This window comes from Pseudomonas sp. HK3 (assembly GCF_052920985.1).
Genome location: NZ_JBREXD010000002.1, coordinates 663,615 through 680,035, shown reverse-complemented (window position 1 = coordinate 680,035; position 16,421 = coordinate 663,615). Strand labels below are relative to the sequence as shown.

Genomic DNA, 16,421 nt, shown 5'->3' with positions numbered 1-16,421 from the left:
AAGAGTAATGAATACAACTGCAGAAAGTAAATTGATAGTTGGCCTTGATATTGGAACATCTAAAATTGTCACCATAGTGGGTGAAGTATCGCCTAATGGAACGATCAAGGTAGTGGGTGTAGGTAGTCACCCATCAAGAGGCATTAAAAAGGGTGTTGTGGTGAACATTGAGTCCACTGTGCAGTCTATTCAACGTGCTATCGAAGAAGCGGAGTTAATGGCGGGATGCCAAATACATTCCGTGTATGCGGGTATTGCAGGCAGTCACATTCGTTCAATGAACAGCCACGGTATTGTTGCCATTAAAGATCGTGAAGTAGAGCAGTCAGATATCGAGCGCGTATTAGATGCAGCCAAAGCCGTCGCAATACCAGCCGATCAGCGGATTTTGCATGTATTGCCGCAAGAATATGTGATCGACCTGCAAGAAGGCATAAAAGAGCCAATAGGCATGGCTGGCGTACGATTAGAAGCCAAAGTGCACATGGTTAGTGGCGCGCTAAATGCGGCGCAAAATATTGAAAAATGTGTACAGCGCTGCGGCTTAGAGATTGATGACATTATTTTAGAGCAGCTAGCATCAAGTTATGCCGTGTTAACGGATGATGAAAAAGAGCTGGGTGTGTGCATGGTCGATATTGGCGGTGGTACTACTGATATTGCCATATTTACAGAAGGTGCCATTCGTCATACCGCAGTCATCCCAATTGCGGGTGATCAAGTGACAAATGATATTGCGATGGCGTTGCGCACACCGACGCAGCACGCAGAAGAAATTAAAATTAAGTATGCCTGCGCGTTAACTCAATTAGCGGGCGCAGATGAACTTATAAAAGTACCAAGTGTGGGTGAACGTGCGCCGCGAAACCTTTCTCGTCAAGCATTGGCAGAAGTGGTTGAACCTAGGTATGAAGAATTATTTACCCTGATTCAGGCTGAATTAAGACGCAGTGGTTTTGAAGACATGATTGCTGCGGGCATTGTTTTAACCGGAGGAACATCAATGATGGAGGGCGTGGTTGAACTGGCAGAAGAGATTTTTCATGTACCTGTGAGGTTAGCAAAACCTCATGGCGTGGAAGGCTTAACAGACGTGGTGGCAAATCCTATTTATGCTACGTCTGTGGGTTTATTGATTTACGGTGCGAAGCATCAGTTAGGCGAATTAGTCTTCGCAAAAAAGGAAGATGATCCAATTGGTTTCCTAGCACGCGTAAAAAATTGGATTAAAGGGAATTTTTAATATTTAATGGGTGCTAAATTAGCAGTAAAGCGCCTGAAGAATAATAAGTTATAAGGAGAAGGGCGATGTCGCAAAGAGATGGGGATATGTTTGAATTAGTAGATGAACCTCAACACAACGCTGTAATTAAGGTTGTTGGCATAGGTGGTGGTGGCGGTAACGCTGTTGAGCACATGGTGTCTAGCCAAGTTGAAGGTGTAGACTTTATTTGTGCGAACACTGATTCACAGGCACTTAAAAATATGTCTGCTCGGTCAGTGTTGCAATTAGGCTCAACGGTAACCAAAGGTTTAGGTGCCGGAGCTAATCCAGAAGTTGGCCGTCAGGCCGCTATGGAGGATCGTGAGCGTATCGCAGAAGCACTTAATGGTGCAGACATGGTATTCATCACAGCGGGTATGGGTGGCGGTACAGGTACTGGCGCCGCACCTGTGGTTGCTGAAGTAGCAAAAGAATTAGGTATTTTAACGGTTGCGGTCGTTACTAAGCCGTTTCCATTTGAAGGCCGCAAGCGTATTTCGGCAGCTGAGAGTGGTTTAGCAGAGCTTGCTAAACATGTGGATTCTTTGATCACGATTCCAAATGAAAAATTATTATCGGTATTGGGCAAAAATACATCGTTATTAGACGCGTTTTCTGCGGCCAATGATGTGCTTTTAGGCGCAGTACAAGGCATCGCGGATCTGATTATTCGCCCGGGCATGATTAACGTCGATTTTGCAGACGTGAGAACCGTTATGTCTGAAATGGGTCAAGCAATGATGGGTACGGGTTCATCATCTGGTGAAAACCGTGCTCGTGAAGCAGCAGAAGCCGCTATTCGCAGCCCATTATTAGAAGATGTGAACCTTCAAGGTGCTCGCGGCATATTGGTAAATATTACGGCAGGTATGAACTTATCTTTGGGTGAATTCACTGAAGTAGGTGATACGATTGAAGAGTTTTCTTCTGATAACGCGACCATTGTTGTGGGTACGGTTATCGATGAAAACATGACAGATGAGCTACGAGTCACGGTAGTTGCGACGGGCCTTGGTAATATAGAGGCTGCACCAAAAAAGGTTGTGGATAACACTATTAGCAAACCAGATGGCTCAGTCGACTATAAAAAGTTAGACCGTCCTACTGTTATGCGTGGTTCAAATGCCCAGCCTGCTCATCAGAATAACCCTGATACAAATAGCAGCAAGGATATGGATTATCTCGATATCCCTGCATTTTTACGCCGCCAAGCAGACTAATTGCTGGCGGTTGGCCAATGGCTGTTATTCAGACTATAATAGTTGATTGGCGTGAAAGAGTAAGCGACAGAATAAATGATTAAACAACGTACCCTTAAGAACACCATAAGAGCCACAGGGATTGGTTTGCATTCAGGCGAAAAGGTCTATTTGACTTTACGCCCAGCCCCTGTTGATACGGGTATTGTCTTTATTCGTACTGATTTAGAGCCAGCCGTTGAAATCAAGGCTAAGGCTATGAATGTAGGCGATACCACATTATCGACCTCTTTAAGCAATGGCGCTGCCAAAGTGTCCACTGTCGAGCATTTACTGTCTGCCATGGCAGGCCTTGGCATTGATAATGTTTATGTCGAGTTAAGTGCTGCTGAAGTGCCGATTATGGACGGCAGTGCTGGCCCATTTGTATTTTTATTGCAATCAGCTGGTATTGAAGAGCAAAACAAGGCTAAGCAGTTCATTCGCATTAAAAGCCCTTTAACTGTAACTGATGGTGATAAATCAGCTAGCTTCCAGCCTTATAATGGCTTTAAAGTCAGCTTTACTATTGATTTTGATCACCCGTTATTTGATGCTGAGAATCAAGTAGCCAGTTTAGACTTCTCAACCACCTCTTTTGTAAAAGAAGTGAGTCGAGCCCGTACATTCGGTTTTATGCGTGATATCGAGTATTTACGTTCTCAAAACCTTGCGTTAGGCGGCAGTGTAAGCAATGCCATCGTAGTGGATGATTTTCGTGTGCTTAATGAAGATGGTCTTCGCTATGAGGATGAATTCGTTAAACACAAGATACTAGATGCAGTCGGTGACCTTTATCTATTGGGCCATAGTCTAATTGGTGAATATGTTGGTGTTAAGTCAGGCCATGGCTTGAACAATCAACTGCTGCGTGCATTACTAGAACAGCCTGAATGCTGGGAGTTTGTGTCATTTGATGATGAAGACGCAGCCCCAATTTCTTACGCTAAGCCGGTTTCAGCGGTTTAATCTGTATTTGTAACGGCACGTAAGGTGCCGTTATTTATGTTTTAAAGTGGCGTAAAGTTAGGTATATGTGTGATTTTTGTCTCATACTGTGAGCTAGGTACAGTCTAAGCTGACCATTAGTTAACAAATTTAGGACGCGCTGAGTGAATATTATTATCGTAGGCCAGCGCCACGGACGCTCTAAGACAATATCTTTGGGGCCTGTGGCTCGATGGATCTTAACTCTACTTTTAGCTGTATTACCTTTCTCAATGGGTGCTGCAGGCTATTACCTCACCATGATGCTGGTAGATGAGGGCTTATTTGGCCCTGAAACGGCAAAAGCATGGGAACAAGACCTTACTCAACAACGTAAAGAGCTCAATAAAATTCGCGAGCAGACTGATGAACAGCTTGTGGGTCTAACTTTGCGTATGGCTGAATTACAAACACGTTTGACTCGTCTGGATGCACTTGGTGAGCGTTTAATTGATCGTTCTAAGCTTGATAAAGGTGAATTTAACTTTAGTGAGCTTCCTGCGATTGGTGGCCCGTCTCGTCAGGATGTTGGTTCTGTTTATAGAGCACCTGGTATTGTTACCGTCCTAGACGAACTCAGCGAGCAAATTGACAACCGAGAGCAGCAATTAGAAGTACTTGATAGCATTCTTGGCCAGAAAAAAATTACTAATGATACCTTTGTTGCAGGCTTGCCTATCAAAAAAGGTTGGATGTCCTCACGTTATGGTATGCGTACCGACCCCTTTACAGGGCGCCTTGCATGGCATGGCGGAGTTGATTTTGCTGGTAAAACTGGATCAGACATTGTTGCGGTAGCCTCGGGTGTCGTCACTTGGGCGTCTAAGCGTTATGGATATGGGTTACTTGTTGAAGTGAACCATGGGAATGGGTATAAAACCCGTTATGCGCACTGTAATGAATTAGTTGTAAAAGTAGGCGATGTTGTTCGTAAAGAGCAGGTTGTCGCTTTAATGGGCAGTACTGGCCGTTCAACTGGGCCGCATGTTCACTTTGAAGTTTATAAAAATGGCCGCACGGTTGACCCAGCTGCCTATATTCATCGCACTCGCCGATAATATATATTCCCCTCTCTATCTAATTTAGGTATAACGCAATCAATAGATTGCGTTATCCAATATTCTCACAATAACAACTGTTAATAAGAAATCTTTTCATGTTCATTCAAGTCTTAGCCAAGGTTCTTGGCAGTAAAAACGAACGAGAGTTAAAACGTTTACGTAAAACTGTCGAAAAAATTAATGCACTTGAGGCTGATTTTGAAAGCCTTGATGACGCGCAATTAAAAAGTAAAACAGACGAGTTCAAGCAGCGTCTTAAGAAAGGTGAGACGCTCGAGGATATTTTACCCGAGGCATTTGCAGCTTTGCGTGAAGGCAGTAAGCGCGTAATGGGTATGCGTCATTTTGATGTGCAGTTAATAGGTGGTATGACTCTGCATAACGGCAAAATTGCAGAAATGAAAACAGGTGAAGGTAAGACCTTAGTGGCGACCTTAGCTGTGTACTTGAACGCGCTAACAGATTTAGGTGTTCATGTTATTACGGTGAATGATTATCTTGCGTCACGAGATGCAAACTGGATGAAGCCGCTTTATGAATTTATGGGCTTAACCGTGGGCATCGTGTTGTCTGGACAAGACCAACAAGAAAAGCAAGCAGCCTATCAAGCGGATATCACCTACGGTACCAACAATGAATTTGGTTTTGATTATTTACGCGACAATATGGCTCACTCTAAAGATGAGCGTGCTCAGCGTGGCTTAGCCTTTGCCGTAATTGATGAAGTGGATTCCATTTTAATCGATGAAGCGCGTACACCCCTTATTATTTCTGGTGCAGCACAAGATAGCTCTGAAATGTATAAGCGTATTAATTTACTTGTACCAAAATTGATTGAGCATAAAGAAACCGAAGAAGAAGTGGTTGAGCAAGAAGGTCATTTTGTTATTGATCTTAAGAGCCGCAGTGTAGAACTAAATGAAATTGGCCACGAACTGGTCGAGGACATGCTAGTAGAAGCTGGCTTGTTGCAAGAGGGCGATAGTTTGTATGCCCCTAGTAATTTATTAATGTTGCATCACGTACATTCGGCTTTGCGCGCTCACACTTTATATCAACGTAACATTGATTATATTGTGCAAAATTCTCAGGTAATTATTGTTGATGAGCATACTGGCCGTACCATGCCTGGTCGTCGTTGGGGTGAAGGTTTACACCAAGCCGTTGAAGCAAAAGAAGGTGTACGCATTCAGGCTGAGAGCCAGACATTAGCATCGACTACCTTTCAAAATTACTTCCGCCTGTACACTAAACTTTCGGGCATGACAGGTACAGCTGATACCGAAGCATTTGAATTTCGTGAAATTTATGGCCTAGATGTTGTGGTAATACCGACTAACAAGCCAGTTGCTCGTATCGACTTAAATGACCTTGTATTTTTAACTGAAGAAGAAAAATATCAGGCTGTTATTGAAGAGATTGAAGAAGCGACGGCGATAAATCGTCCGGTACTTGTGGGTACTGCAAGTATTGAAAGCAGCGAATTAATTTCTGAAGCGCTTAAAACCGCCAAAATAAAACACAGCGTATTAAACGCCAAAAACCATGCTAATGAAGCGCAAATTATTGCCGATGCAGGTCGTCCTGGTGTCGTGACGATTGCAACGAACATGGCAGGCCGTGGTACTGATATTAAATTAGGCGGTAACTTAGAGCTTGAAATCGAGCAGATTAATAACCCAAATGACGACAAAATAGTGAAAGTAAAAGCGGATTGGCAAGAGCGTCATGACACCGTTATTTCTGCAGGTGGTTTACATATTTTAGGTACAGAGCGCCACGAGAGCCGTCGTATTGATAACCAACTACGTGGTCGTGCAGGCCGTCAAGGTGATCCAGGTTCTTCGCGTTTCTTCTTGTCATTAGAAGATAATTTGATGCGTATTTTTGCAAGCGACCGTACACGTCGTTTGATGCAAGCACTGGGCATGAAAGATGGAGAAGCCATCGAACATAAAATGGTATCCAATGCGATTGAAAAAGCGCAGCGTAAAGTTGAAGGTCGTAACTTTGATATGCGTAAACAATTGCTTGAATACGATAATGTGGCCAATGACCAACGTCGCGTCATTTATCAGCAACGTAATGAGTTACTAGAAGCCGATACAATTGCCGAAACCATTGAGTCGATTCGTGAAGATGTGATTGATGAGAGCATCAGCCAATATATTCCACCACAAAGCATGGTTGAGCAGTGGGATGTTCCGGGTTTAGAAAAAGCATTATCGACTGAATTTGCATTGCCTGTGCCTTTATCGCAATGGTTAGAGGAAGATAAGTCGTTGTTTGAAGAGACACTTCGCCAGCGTATCAAGCAAGTCATTATTGATGCTTATGAAGAGAAATCAAACGAGGTGGGCGCGGATAGAATGCGTCAGATCGAAAAGCATATCATGTTGCAAATTCTCGATCATCAATGGAAAGAGCACCTCGCGACAATGGATCACTTACGTCAAGGTATTCACTTACGTGGTTATGCTCAGAAGAATCCAAAGCAAGAATATAAGCGTGAGTCATTTGATTTATTCAAAGAGTTATTGAATGACATTAAGCACGAAACGATTCGTTTCTTATCTCATACTCAGTTTGTAAATGAAGATGAAGTAAAACGTATGGAAGATAAAGCCCGTGCCTTGGCGGAAGCCCAGTCGTTGCAGTTTGAACACGAATCAGCATCAGCGCTGGCAGAAAATGAAGCACCAGCAAGTGATGCCGATTCAGTTAAACCGTTTGTACGTGATGGCCAAAAAGTGGGTCGCAATGATCAGTGCCCGTGTGGTTCTGGTAAGAAGTTCAAGCAATGTCACGGCAAGCTTGCCTAATTTTTAAAGGGATGTAGAAATATGCCGGTTAATTTATCTGTATTTGACAATTTCAATACAATCGATGGCATTAAAATTGGTTTTACTAATGCAGGTGTAAAGCAAACCACGCGCCCTGATATTGTTATTTTTGAATTAGATGAAGCTGCGACGACAGCGGGTATTTTCACTGAAAATGCATTTTGTGCCGCGCCTGTTCAAATTAGCAAAAAGCATCTTCAAGACGCTCATACACGCTATCTTATTATCAATACTGGCAATGCAAATGCCGGTACGGGTAAAGGTGGTTATGATGATGCGCTTGAGATTTGCCATGTGGTGGCAAAGGAAAAAGGGGTTGCTGTTGAGCAGGTCCTACCTTTCTCCACAGGTGTAATTGGTGAACGCTTGCCGATGGCCAAGATTTTACCTGCTATCTCTAAAGCGCTTGAAAATACACAAGAGGATAAATGGTTTGATGCCAGCCGGGGTATTATGACCACGGATACGCAGCCTAAAGGTATTTCTACTCAGTTTGATTTTGAAGGTAAAACCATCAGCATTTCGGGCATCTCAAAGGGTGCTGGCATGATAAAGCCGAATATGGCCACCATGCTAGGATTCATTGCAACCGATGCACCTGTTGATAAAGACTTACTTCAAGCTCTTTGTAGTGAATTAGGTAATAAATCGTTTAACCGAATTTCAATTGATGGTGATACATCTACCAATGACTCGTGCATGCTAATGGCAAGTGGTACGGTTGATGTGGAAAGACTCACGAGTACACAGCAACCACTTTATGCGGTATTAAAAGCAGAGCTTGAAAAAGTTTTTTTATATCTTGCTCACGCCATCGTGCGTGATGGTGAAGGTGCAACCAAGTTTGTTGCCATTAATGTACGTGACTGCGAGAACTCAAAAGAAGCTCTGCGTATTGCATACACTATAGCGCATAGCCCTTTGGTTAAAACTGCGTTGTTTGCATCCGATGCGAACTGGGGGCGTATTCTTGCCGCCGTGGGTCGTAGTGGTGTGCGTGACATGAATGTTGAAAATATTGATATATTTTTAGACGATGTTTGTATTGTTGAAAACGGTGCGTGCGCGACCAATTATACAGAAGCGGCAGGCTCTAACGTTATGGCACAAGCAGAGTTGACGATTCGTGTTGATATGGGGCGTGGCGAAGCCAGTGAAACGGTTTGGACCACAGATTTATCTCACGATTATGTAACGATTAACGCTGACTACCGCAGTTAAGAGCGAAACGATAAAGCAAGTTTGGTGAAAATCATCAAGCTTGCTTTTTTTTGTCTATTAAATATGAGAAACATAAAAAATGATTAAAAAAATCGAAGTAGTGGCCGCTGCGATTATTTCTCAGTGTGGGCAGCGGTTATTTATTGCCAAGCGTGCTAGTCAGGCTCACCAAGGTGGTTTGTGGGAGTTTCCTGGTGGTAAAAAAGAGCACGATGAAACAGCTGAGCAAGCGCTTTCGCGAGAATTAGAAGAAGAAATCGGTATTAAAATAAAAACCACAACACCTTTGATTAAACTAGAGCATGATTATGGCGACAAGCTAATTGAACTGGACGTTTACAGGGTGACTGAGTTTAGCGGTGAAGCTCATGGGGCCGAAGGACAAGAAACTAAATGGATTGATTTATCAGCAATTGATGGCTATGACTTCCCTGAGGCGAACATACCGATTATTCGTGCGTTGAAACAAGCTCAATAATTCATATTTACTCGCTAATTAGTGATTTAGCGAGTCATGCCTCACCTATTGCAGTGCAGATTTAGCCAGCAGTAAAACCCCAGAAATAAATAATAATGCTCTGCATATATTCATAAAATGTTGTTCATTGAAACGGTGTTGTATTTTATGTCCCAACCAGATTCCTAGGTAGGCGGCAGGTATGAGTATGAGCGATAGCCATAATATCTCTAGACTCCATTGCCCTGTTAATGAATAGGGAATAACTTTTACTGCATTCATAGTACCAAAAAAAATCGCAGAGGTGGCCAACCATGTTAGTTTTGGTAAGGCCTTTGCAATTAAATAAATGTTAATGGGCGGACCGCCAGCATGAATGAGTGTACTGGTTATTCCTGAAATAGTGCCCCACAAAACACCGGCTCCGCGCATGCGTCCAAAAAAAGGCGTGAGTGATTGCCAGCTGGCAAATAAAATAGAAATCACACCGAGTGTTATTTGTAAAAATGTGCCGCTGGTATAGGCCAATAATAATGAGCCTATGAATATCCCCAGCAGTGCTGCTGGTACGATCGACATTAATACGCTTACGTTTATGTGCTGCCTATAAAGTTGTATCGCTTTAATATCCATCACAATAAGAAGCGGTAACATGAGTGCAGCAGCTTGTGGCACGGGCATAACTAGCGCAAGTATAGGAACGGCAACCACTCCGGCACCACCTGCAAAGCCTGACTTAGAAATACCAGTGAGTAAAACACCCAATATGGCTAATATCCAAAATAAAACGGATGTGTATAAAGTATCCATAAATAGCCTTATTCACTGCCCTTTAAAATGGTAATTATTTTATTTAGGGGGATTGCTGCTTCAACGACATTGGCCAGTCTTTCTAATTCATTGGCCTGATGTTGTTGGTAATTGAAGTGTTCAATGGTATTAAGGCCTGCCCAATTTAATAAATACTCAAGCATATCGTTTTCATCAAAAAGGCCATGAATGTAAGAGCCAAAGATATTACTGTCATCATTGATTACACCATCTTCATGATTTTCTAATTGAATTAAGGTGTTTTCAAATGCTTTGCCGCTACTTACACCGGCATGAATTTCATAGCCACGAACTTTCGCATGATTACTTTTTAAATGACCCGAGACATTCTTCAATGCTTTTTGTGGCATAAGTGTTGTTTCAAACTGAAGAAGTCCGAGTGTGGCTGAACTGCCAGCTTCGCCTTCAATGCCATTTGGATCATGTATTGCATTACCGAGCATTTGAAAACCGCCACAAATACCGATTATTTTACCGCCATATCTAAGATGTTTATTAATATGTTTAAGCCAACCACTTTGTTCTAGCCAGTTGTAATCTTGACGAACACTTTTGGTGCCAGGCAAAATGATTAAATCGCAACCGTTAAAGCGTGTTGGGTCTTTAATGAATTCAAGATTAACATTGGGGTGTAGGGCGAGAGCATCAAAGTCTGTGTGATTACTGATGCGAGGAAAAACAGGAACGACAATATTAATGACATTCTCATGCACGCTTTTCTCTTTTATATGAATCGCGTCTTCTGCTTCAATGTGTAAATTTTCAATATAAGGGATAACACCTAAAACAGGCTTTCCTGTTTTTTCTTCTAACCAAGTCAGGCCCGGTTCTAGTAATGAAATATCACCGCGGAAGCGATTGATGACAAATCCTTTTACTCTATTTTTTTCCGATTCGCTTAAACAATCGAGTGTCCCCGTTAAATGTGCGAATACGCCTCCGCGATCAATATCTGCCACAATGATGACAGGGCAATCGGCGGCTTCAGCAAACCCCATATTGGCAATATCCCTATCACGCAAATTAATTTCAGCTGGGCTGCCAGCGCCTTCGACAATGACAAATTCATATTCGTTTGCAAGGCGTTGGTGTGACTCAAGGACGGCGGTTAACAATTTAGGCTTGTGATTGTGGTAATACATTGCGTCCATATTGGCGACGGCTTTGCCGTGTACAATGACTTGCGCGCCGGTATCACTGTTGGGTTTTAGTAATACAGGGTTCATATCTGTGGTTGGTGCAATACCACAGGCCATGGCTTGCACTGCTTGTGCTCGGCCTATTTCGCCGCCATCAGCGGTGACTGCACTGTTAAGTGCCATATTTTGCGGTTTGAACGGTGCGACACGATAACCGTGTCGGACTAAAATACGGCATATTGCCGCTACAAGAATACTTTTACCAGCATCGCTGGTGGTGCCTTGCACCATAAGAGTCGAATGTTTCACAGTTAGCAATACTATTTATTAAAACAGGTATGATACGGACTTACTCTTGAGGTTCTACCTCTTTAATAAAAATATTAAGCACTTTGTGTGTTCTGCTTTCAATCATCGTGAGTTTGGAGATTAATGAAGCATTCAATGGCATACCTTTGGCTATAAGAAGAATGCCGTCATGGCTAAATAGATCACGATTAACGATATCACCTTCTTTAATTTCATCGATATGGGTTAATTTATCTTTAGGTATCGTAACATTCTTATCTAGTTCAACAATCAATTTACGATAGAGTTTGAGTAGCTCTGGGTCATATTTTCCGCTGCTAAATTTATCAATCAGGTCTAGCGCATCTGTTGAGCCTAGTTTGTCCTTAATGTAAAAGCCGTTAATGATCTGATGGTAATCAATGACAATGCGCAATATACGAGACCCTAATGGAATTTTATTTCCAACCAATTTATCTGGAATCCCTGATCCATTGTAGTTTTCATTTTGATGACGAATGAGTTTCGCCGCAAAATCCAAACTATTTAACGGTGTTAATAGATCGGCCCCTTGCATAGGGTGTGCATGATAGACCTCTAATTCGCCTTCTGACATATCTTGTACCGGCTTAGATAATAATGCGCCGGAGAAATTCAGCTTACCTAGCTGGTAAAGACGAGCCGCATTACGAATTTCTGTAATGATTTTTCGATCGAGTTTTATTAATTTGGCCAAAGCGACACTGTGAGTGACGACATTTTTATTCATGTCTCTCGGTGTTGGCACTCGCATGTGGATAAGGTTACTGATGACCTTTATCGTTGTATTATATTGGCTCAGAAGTTCTTCTTTTGCCATATCTGCAAAGAGGGTTGCGCTAGCGAGTTCTTCACTCACACTGGAAACTTGCTCTTGCAAAGCTAAGTGTTCTTCTTGATTAGGTGTCTCAGCTTCTATGCGATCTTTTTCTGTTATTTCGGCTTCTACCGTTTTCTTTAGCTCTGCATTGTCCCATGGTTTGCTCATATACTGATGAACTTGGCCATCATTGATTGCGCGAATAGTACTTTCTTGATCACTGTAGCCGGTAAGTAAAATACGACGGCTCATAGGTGATAAATCGATCGAGCTGGCGAGAAAGGTTGCGCCATCCATTTCGGGCATGCGCATGTCTGAAATGATGACATCAAACGGATGTTCTTTAAGTATCTCTAATGCTTCTGCACCAGAATTGGCAATTTTCACATCAAACTGCTTACCTCTAAATACACGCTGAAGTGCGGTAAGCATTTGTGGCTCATCATCCACAAATAGTATTTTTCTAGCTGTATCCATATGCACCTCCAGGGTTGAATGTTGACTATATTTCAACCTGTCTAAGCTGTCTAAGATTAAAAAAGTATAATACTTGACTGTTATTTGTACAGAAAATAGCCTAAATTAATCATAAAACAAGCTATTGGAGATGTGTTGTGGAGCCGACTTATACATCTGGTGAGGTAGCTAAGTTTGCAGGGGTGAATTTTCGGACGGTGATTAGATGGATTGATAGAGGCGATTTAGAAGGATACAAGCTACCAGGACGTGGCGATCACAGAGTAAGACACAGTGCTTTGTTGGCTTTTATGCATAAAAACCAGATTCCACTGCCACAGGAGTGGCTTGAAGAGCCGTATAAAGCGTTAGTGGTAGATGACGACCCAGCTATGGCGAGTGCCATAGGGCGTGTCTTCAAGCGTTTAGGCTGGGAGGTGAAAGAGGCTCACGATGGGTTTGAAGCCGGAATGAGTTTGATGGAATTTAAACCAAGGATAATGACACTGGATTTGAAAATGCCTTACATGGATGGCTTCAAGGTGTTAACCCTTACTCGCGAGAAATTTAATATGGAAAGCCTTCATATCATAGTTATTAGCGCGCAGGGAATTACTGAACTAGAAAAAACACTGTCACTCGGAGCAAACAATATTTTAGAAAAACCTTTTGAGAATGACGACCTCAAAAAAATGATTGTTGAATATGAGTTTTAATAAACTAAGAGGAAATATCGATGCAAGGAATTATATTTAATGCACTTGAAGAGTTTGTTCTTGAGACAGCCGATATGGAAGTTTGGAATGCGCTATTGGAATCAAGCAACTTAGAAAGTGGTGGTGTTTATACGTCAGGTGTGAGCTATGACGATGCAGAGATCGTTAGTTTAGCGACTAATCTGTGTGAAAAATTAGGGGTGCCATTAACGGGTGGTTTACGTTTATTTGGTGAATTTTTATTTGGATTTCTAATTAGTAGAGGTCCAATTGAGTTGGCAATGTATCCTAATACTCAAACATTATTACAAAATTTAGAAAGTGTTGTTCATCGAGATGTGAAGCGTATACATCCTGATGCTTACACACCACTTTTCGAATATTTCCCTACCACTGAACATGAGGGTGAGTTGACCTACTTAAGCAAACGTAAGTTATGTTTTATTGCAGAAGGACTATTGCAGGGAGCAGCAAAACATTATGGTCAGAGTGTTGAAATGCACCATTCACAGTGTATGCATGATGGTGCTGAAAATTGTAGATGGAATGTAACATTTACATGATCAATGGATAGGTGATTTTATGTCAGATGCCTACAAGGTTGCTTACGATCGAGAAAAATTAGCTCGGCTTGCGGCTGAGAAATTATTAGATGAAAAAACTCGTGAAGTACAGTCTAGTATTGACATGATTCAACATCAGTTTAATGACTTAATGGCTCAAAAAAAAGAAGCTGATTATCTTTTAGAGATTGCGCGCCTAACACAGGTGGACCAAGGTTTGTCAGAAAGTGTTAGTGATTACACAACTAAAAGCATGAAATTTTTAAACGCAAAATTTAGTCGCTATAGCTTTATTAAAAACGGTAAAATAAGTGTTTCAAATGTTATTGGAATCGATGAAGCGTTACCTGCATTGCCCATTAATATGTATCAGGAAATTTATCGTAAACATGATCGATCAACGGTGATGTTAGATGATATTGATTATCAAGATATGACCAAGATATGCGAAATCTATGATGTTAATCGAGTGATTTTGTTACCCATAAAATGTTTTGGTAAAGTGAGTACGGTATGCGAATTATACTTGCCTGAGGAAATTGATTTTAAACCTGAAACTTTGGATCAATGTCAGGTGGCGGGCTATCAAGTTGGGGGGATGTTAGAGCGCAATGCGAATAATAAAAAAATTGAAGATAGTTATTTAGAAATAAAATCCAGTCACGATAAAATCAAGCAGGCGCAAGCTCAATTAGTTCAGTCAGAAAAAATGGCGTCACTTGGTCAATTAGCCGCCGGCGTTGCGCACGAAATTAATAACCCGATTGGTTTTGTGAGTAGCAATTTTGGCACATTAAGGGAATACACAGATATTATTGCTGAATACTTTAAATTGGCTGAAACATTAGCGGCTGATTCTGATAGTGATGTATCGAAAAAAATGGTCGAAATGGATGAGAGTGAAGATTTCACATTTTTGTTTTCGGACATTAAAAATATTATGAATGATTGTGATGATGGCTTAAAACGTGTCAAAGAGATTGTTCTAAATTTAAAATCATTTGCCAGAGGGGATGAAGAAACGACCGAAGCATTTAGCCTTAATAATTGTATCGAAAATACGATAAAAGTTGTTTGGAATGAATTAAAGTATAAGGTTACATTACATAAAGAATTCGATGAGGCCAATCCTATTGTTAATGGTCATGAAGGACAAATTGGTCAGGTAATTATGAATATGCTTGTGAATGCAGCACAAGCCATGGAGGTAGAAGGTCATATTTATATATCCACTATTAAGCAGGATGGTTTTGCTCGCTTAATCATTCGTGATACCGCGAAAGGCATGCCTCAATCTGTGGTGGATAAAATATTTGACCCTTTTTATACCACAAAAGGTGTTAACGAAGGCACGGGGCTTGGGTTATCTATTTCTCATGGCATTGTTGAGAAGCATGGCGGGAAAATCAGTGTTGAATCAGAAGAAGGTGTCGGCACATCTTTTATGATTGATATTCCTCTTGTGAGTGATTGAATGATTCCTTTACATGAGCAATCTCTGCATTAATTAATTTACTTAAATCTTCGTGGTGCTTGAGCCGTTTTGCCTTTTCAAAAAATATACCTGCTGCAGTGTGCTGCATTTTAAAAAATGCGAGCCATTGTTTTATACGATCAGCAGAGAACTTGGCGTTGCCGGCTTTAACCGTGGTATCGAGCATCCATAATAAATCGTCTAACTGTTCAAGCCAGCTGTCAGCTTTGTATTCTTGCCCTAAATGATGTTGACGAATTTGTAAGGCCAGATCGGGTGTGGCAACCGCGCCGCGGCCAAGCATAATATCGTCACATTGGCTGACTTTTTGACAGGTTAATAAATCCGCCACAGTCCAAATTTCACCGTTCGCCATAATGGGGATGTTTACGTTTTCTTTTACTTTCGCAACCCATTCCCAGTGAGCCGGAGGTTTGTAGCCTTCTATTTTTGTTCTTGCATGAATACAGAGCATGCTTGCACCTGCGGATTCGACGGCTTGTGCATTTTCTATGGCTAATGATTTATCTTCAAACCCAAGGCGCATTTTAGCGGTTAACGGAATATGATCGGGCATGGCTTGGCGCATGGCGTGCAGCACGCGGTAAAGATTGTCTGGGTCTTTTAATAAAATAGAGCCACCAACGCTATTGCAAACGAATTTAGACGGACAGCCAAAGTTCACGTCGACCACGGGCGCACCAAGCTCGACCCCCCGACAAGCATTTTCAGCCATGGGTTGTGGCTCGCCTCCCAAAAGTTGCAAGTGAACAGGAGTACCAGACGGCGTTTGCCAATTATTGAGTGCTTCAGGGCATAATCGAGTGAAAACACGCTCAGGCAGTAATTGATTGGTAATGCGTAAAAACTCAGTCACACAGTAGTCAAATGCGTTGTTGCGAGTAAGCAAAGTGCGCATATGTACGTCAACTAAGCCTTCCATTGGGGCAAGCGCCAGTTTCATAAAGAGATATCTAGAAAATTTGTGCCACATTTTAGCAAGAAAATGTCTGAATTAATGCTA

14 protein-coding genes are annotated in these 16,421 nt (G+C 41.9%); 10 read left to right on the top strand and 4 right to left on the bottom strand.

Features of this window, described 5'->3' with window-relative positions:
- Positions 1-7 precede the first annotated feature (7 nt).
- The 7 genes from ftsA (at position 8) to mutT (ending at position 9,092) form a co-directional block, all read left to right on the top strand.
- Entirely contained in the window at positions 8-1,243 is a 1,236-nt protein-coding gene (gene ftsA, locus ACU6U9_RS14180) for a cell division protein FtsA (protein WP_446735672.1), read from the top strand.
- A gap of 86 nt (positions 1,244-1,329) precedes the next feature.
- The gene (ftsZ, locus tag ACU6U9_RS14175; protein ID WP_446735882.1) at positions 1,330-2,484 is read left to right on the top strand and encodes a cell division protein FtsZ; all 1,155 of its coding nucleotides are present in this window, start codon (positions 1,330-1,332) and stop codon (positions 2,482-2,484) included.
- A 75-nt stretch (positions 2,485-2,559) separates the two neighbouring features.
- Positions 2,560-3,471: a UDP-3-O-acyl-N-acetylglucosamine deacetylase gene (lpxC, locus tag ACU6U9_RS14170; RefSeq protein WP_446735671.1), complete on the top strand. Its 912-nt coding sequence runs from the start codon at positions 2,560-2,562 to the stop codon at positions 3,469-3,471.
- A 143-nt stretch (positions 3,472-3,614) separates the two neighbouring features.
- The gene (locus ACU6U9_RS14165; protein WP_446735670.1) at positions 3,615-4,547 is read left to right on the top strand and encodes a peptidoglycan DD-metalloendopeptidase family protein; all 933 of its coding nucleotides are present in this window, start codon (positions 3,615-3,617) and stop codon (positions 4,545-4,547) included.
- A 98-nt stretch (positions 4,548-4,645) separates the two neighbouring features.
- Complete coding sequence (secA, locus tag ACU6U9_RS14160; RefSeq protein ID WP_446735669.1) at positions 4,646-7,372, top strand: preprotein translocase subunit SecA; 2,727 nt, start codon at positions 4,646-4,648, stop codon at positions 7,370-7,372.
- Positions 7,373-7,393: 21 nt separating this feature from the next.
- On the top strand, positions 7,394-8,614 hold the full coding sequence (argJ, locus tag ACU6U9_RS14155) for a bifunctional glutamate N-acetyltransferase/amino-acid acetyltransferase ArgJ (RefSeq protein WP_446735668.1): 1,221 nt from the start codon (positions 7,394-7,396) through the stop codon (positions 8,612-8,614).
- A gap of 79 nt (positions 8,615-8,693) precedes the next feature.
- Positions 8,694-9,092 carry an 8-oxo-dGTP diphosphatase MutT gene (mutT, locus tag ACU6U9_RS14150; RefSeq protein WP_446735667.1) on the top strand — a complete coding sequence of 133 codons (399 nt, stop codon included), beginning with the start codon at positions 8,694-8,696 and terminating at the stop codon, positions 9,090-9,092.
- Positions 9,093-9,137: 45 nt separating this feature from the next.
- Here the strand turns inward: mutT and ACU6U9_RS14145 are convergent, their stop codons facing one another.
- The 3 genes from ACU6U9_RS14145 to ACU6U9_RS14135 are packed head-to-tail and all read right to left on the bottom strand — an operon-like array spanning position 9,138 to position 12,665.
- Positions 9,138-9,881: a sulfite exporter TauE/SafE family protein gene (locus tag ACU6U9_RS14145; RefSeq protein ID WP_446735666.1), complete on the bottom strand. Its 744-nt coding sequence runs from the start codon at positions 9,879-9,881 to the stop codon at positions 9,138-9,140.
- Positions 9,882-9,889: 8 nt separating this feature from the next.
- Positions 9,890-11,332, bottom strand: a complete 1,443-nt coding sequence (locus ACU6U9_RS14140) for a cobyric acid synthase (RefSeq protein WP_446735881.1) — start codon at positions 11,330-11,332, stop codon at positions 9,890-9,892.
- Between the two features lie 58 nt (positions 11,333-11,390).
- Positions 11,391-12,665 (bottom strand): HD domain-containing phosphohydrolase, encoded by a 1,275-nt coding sequence (locus ACU6U9_RS14135; RefSeq protein ID WP_446735665.1) that lies wholly within the window; start codon positions 12,663-12,665, stop codon positions 11,391-11,393.
- A gap of 137 nt (positions 12,666-12,802) precedes the next feature.
- Between ACU6U9_RS14135 and ACU6U9_RS14130 the strand changes: the two genes are divergently transcribed.
- The 3 genes from ACU6U9_RS14130 to ACU6U9_RS14120 are packed head-to-tail and all read left to right on the top strand — an operon-like array spanning position 12,803 to position 15,397.
- The gene (locus tag ACU6U9_RS14130) at positions 12,803-13,360 is read left to right on the top strand and encodes a response regulator (protein ID WP_446735664.1); all 558 of its coding nucleotides are present in this window, start codon (positions 12,803-12,805) and stop codon (positions 13,358-13,360) included.
- Between the two features lie 20 nt (positions 13,361-13,380).
- Entirely contained in the window at positions 13,381-13,923 is a 543-nt protein-coding gene (locus ACU6U9_RS14125; protein ID WP_446735663.1) for a heme NO-binding domain-containing protein, read from the top strand.
- Between the two features lie 19 nt (positions 13,924-13,942).
- The gene (locus ACU6U9_RS14120) at positions 13,943-15,397 is read left to right on the top strand and encodes a sensor histidine kinase (protein WP_446735662.1); all 1,455 of its coding nucleotides are present in this window, start codon (positions 13,943-13,945) and stop codon (positions 15,395-15,397) included.
- Here ACU6U9_RS14120 and ACU6U9_RS14115 read toward each other — a convergent pair.
- Positions 15,366-16,361: a tRNA dihydrouridine synthase gene (locus ACU6U9_RS14115; RefSeq protein ID WP_446735661.1), complete on the bottom strand. Its 996-nt coding sequence runs from the start codon at positions 16,359-16,361 to the stop codon at positions 15,366-15,368. The two genes, ACU6U9_RS14120 and ACU6U9_RS14115, sit on opposite strands and share 32 nt — an antisense overlap.
- Positions 16,362-16,421: the final 60 nt, after the last annotated feature.

Bases quoted from the DNA above. Each gene is read 5' to 3' on its own strand.
- mutT (WP_446735667.1), top strand. From the start codon at position 8,694: ATGATTAAAAAAATCGAAGTAGTGGCCGCTGCGATTATTTCTCAGTGT.
- ACU6U9_RS14125 (WP_446735663.1), top strand. From the start codon at position 13,381: ATGCAAGGAATTATATTTAATGCACTTGAAGAGTTTGTTCTTGAGACA.
- ACU6U9_RS14115 (WP_446735661.1), bottom strand. From the start codon at position 16,361: ATGAAACTGGCGCTTGCCCCAATGGAAGGCTTAGTTGACGTACATATG.
- ACU6U9_RS14135 (WP_446735665.1), bottom strand. From the start codon at position 12,665: ATGGATACAGCTAGAAAAATACTATTTGTGGATGATGAGCCACAAATG.
- ACU6U9_RS14120 (WP_446735662.1), top strand. From the start codon at position 13,943: ATGTCAGATGCCTACAAGGTTGCTTACGATCGAGAAAAATTAGCTCGG.
- lpxC (WP_446735671.1), top strand. From the start codon at position 2,560: ATGATTAAACAACGTACCCTTAAGAACACCATAAGAGCCACAGGGATT.
- ACU6U9_RS14140 (WP_446735881.1), bottom strand. From the start codon at position 11,332: ATGGTGCAAGGCACCACCAGCGATGCTGGTAAAAGTATTCTTGTAGCG.
- ACU6U9_RS14145 (WP_446735666.1), bottom strand. From the start codon at position 9,881: ATGGATACTTTATACACATCCGTTTTATTTTGGATATTAGCCATATTG.
- ftsZ (WP_446735882.1), top strand. From the start codon at position 1,330: ATGTTTGAATTAGTAGATGAACCTCAACACAACGCTGTAATTAAGGTT.
- argJ (WP_446735668.1), top strand. From the start codon at position 7,394: ATGCCGGTTAATTTATCTGTATTTGACAATTTCAATACAATCGATGGC.
- ftsA (WP_446735672.1), top strand. From the start codon at position 8: ATGAATACAACTGCAGAAAGTAAATTGATAGTTGGCCTTGATATTGGA.
- secA (WP_446735669.1), top strand. From the start codon at position 4,646: ATGTTCATTCAAGTCTTAGCCAAGGTTCTTGGCAGTAAAAACGAACGA.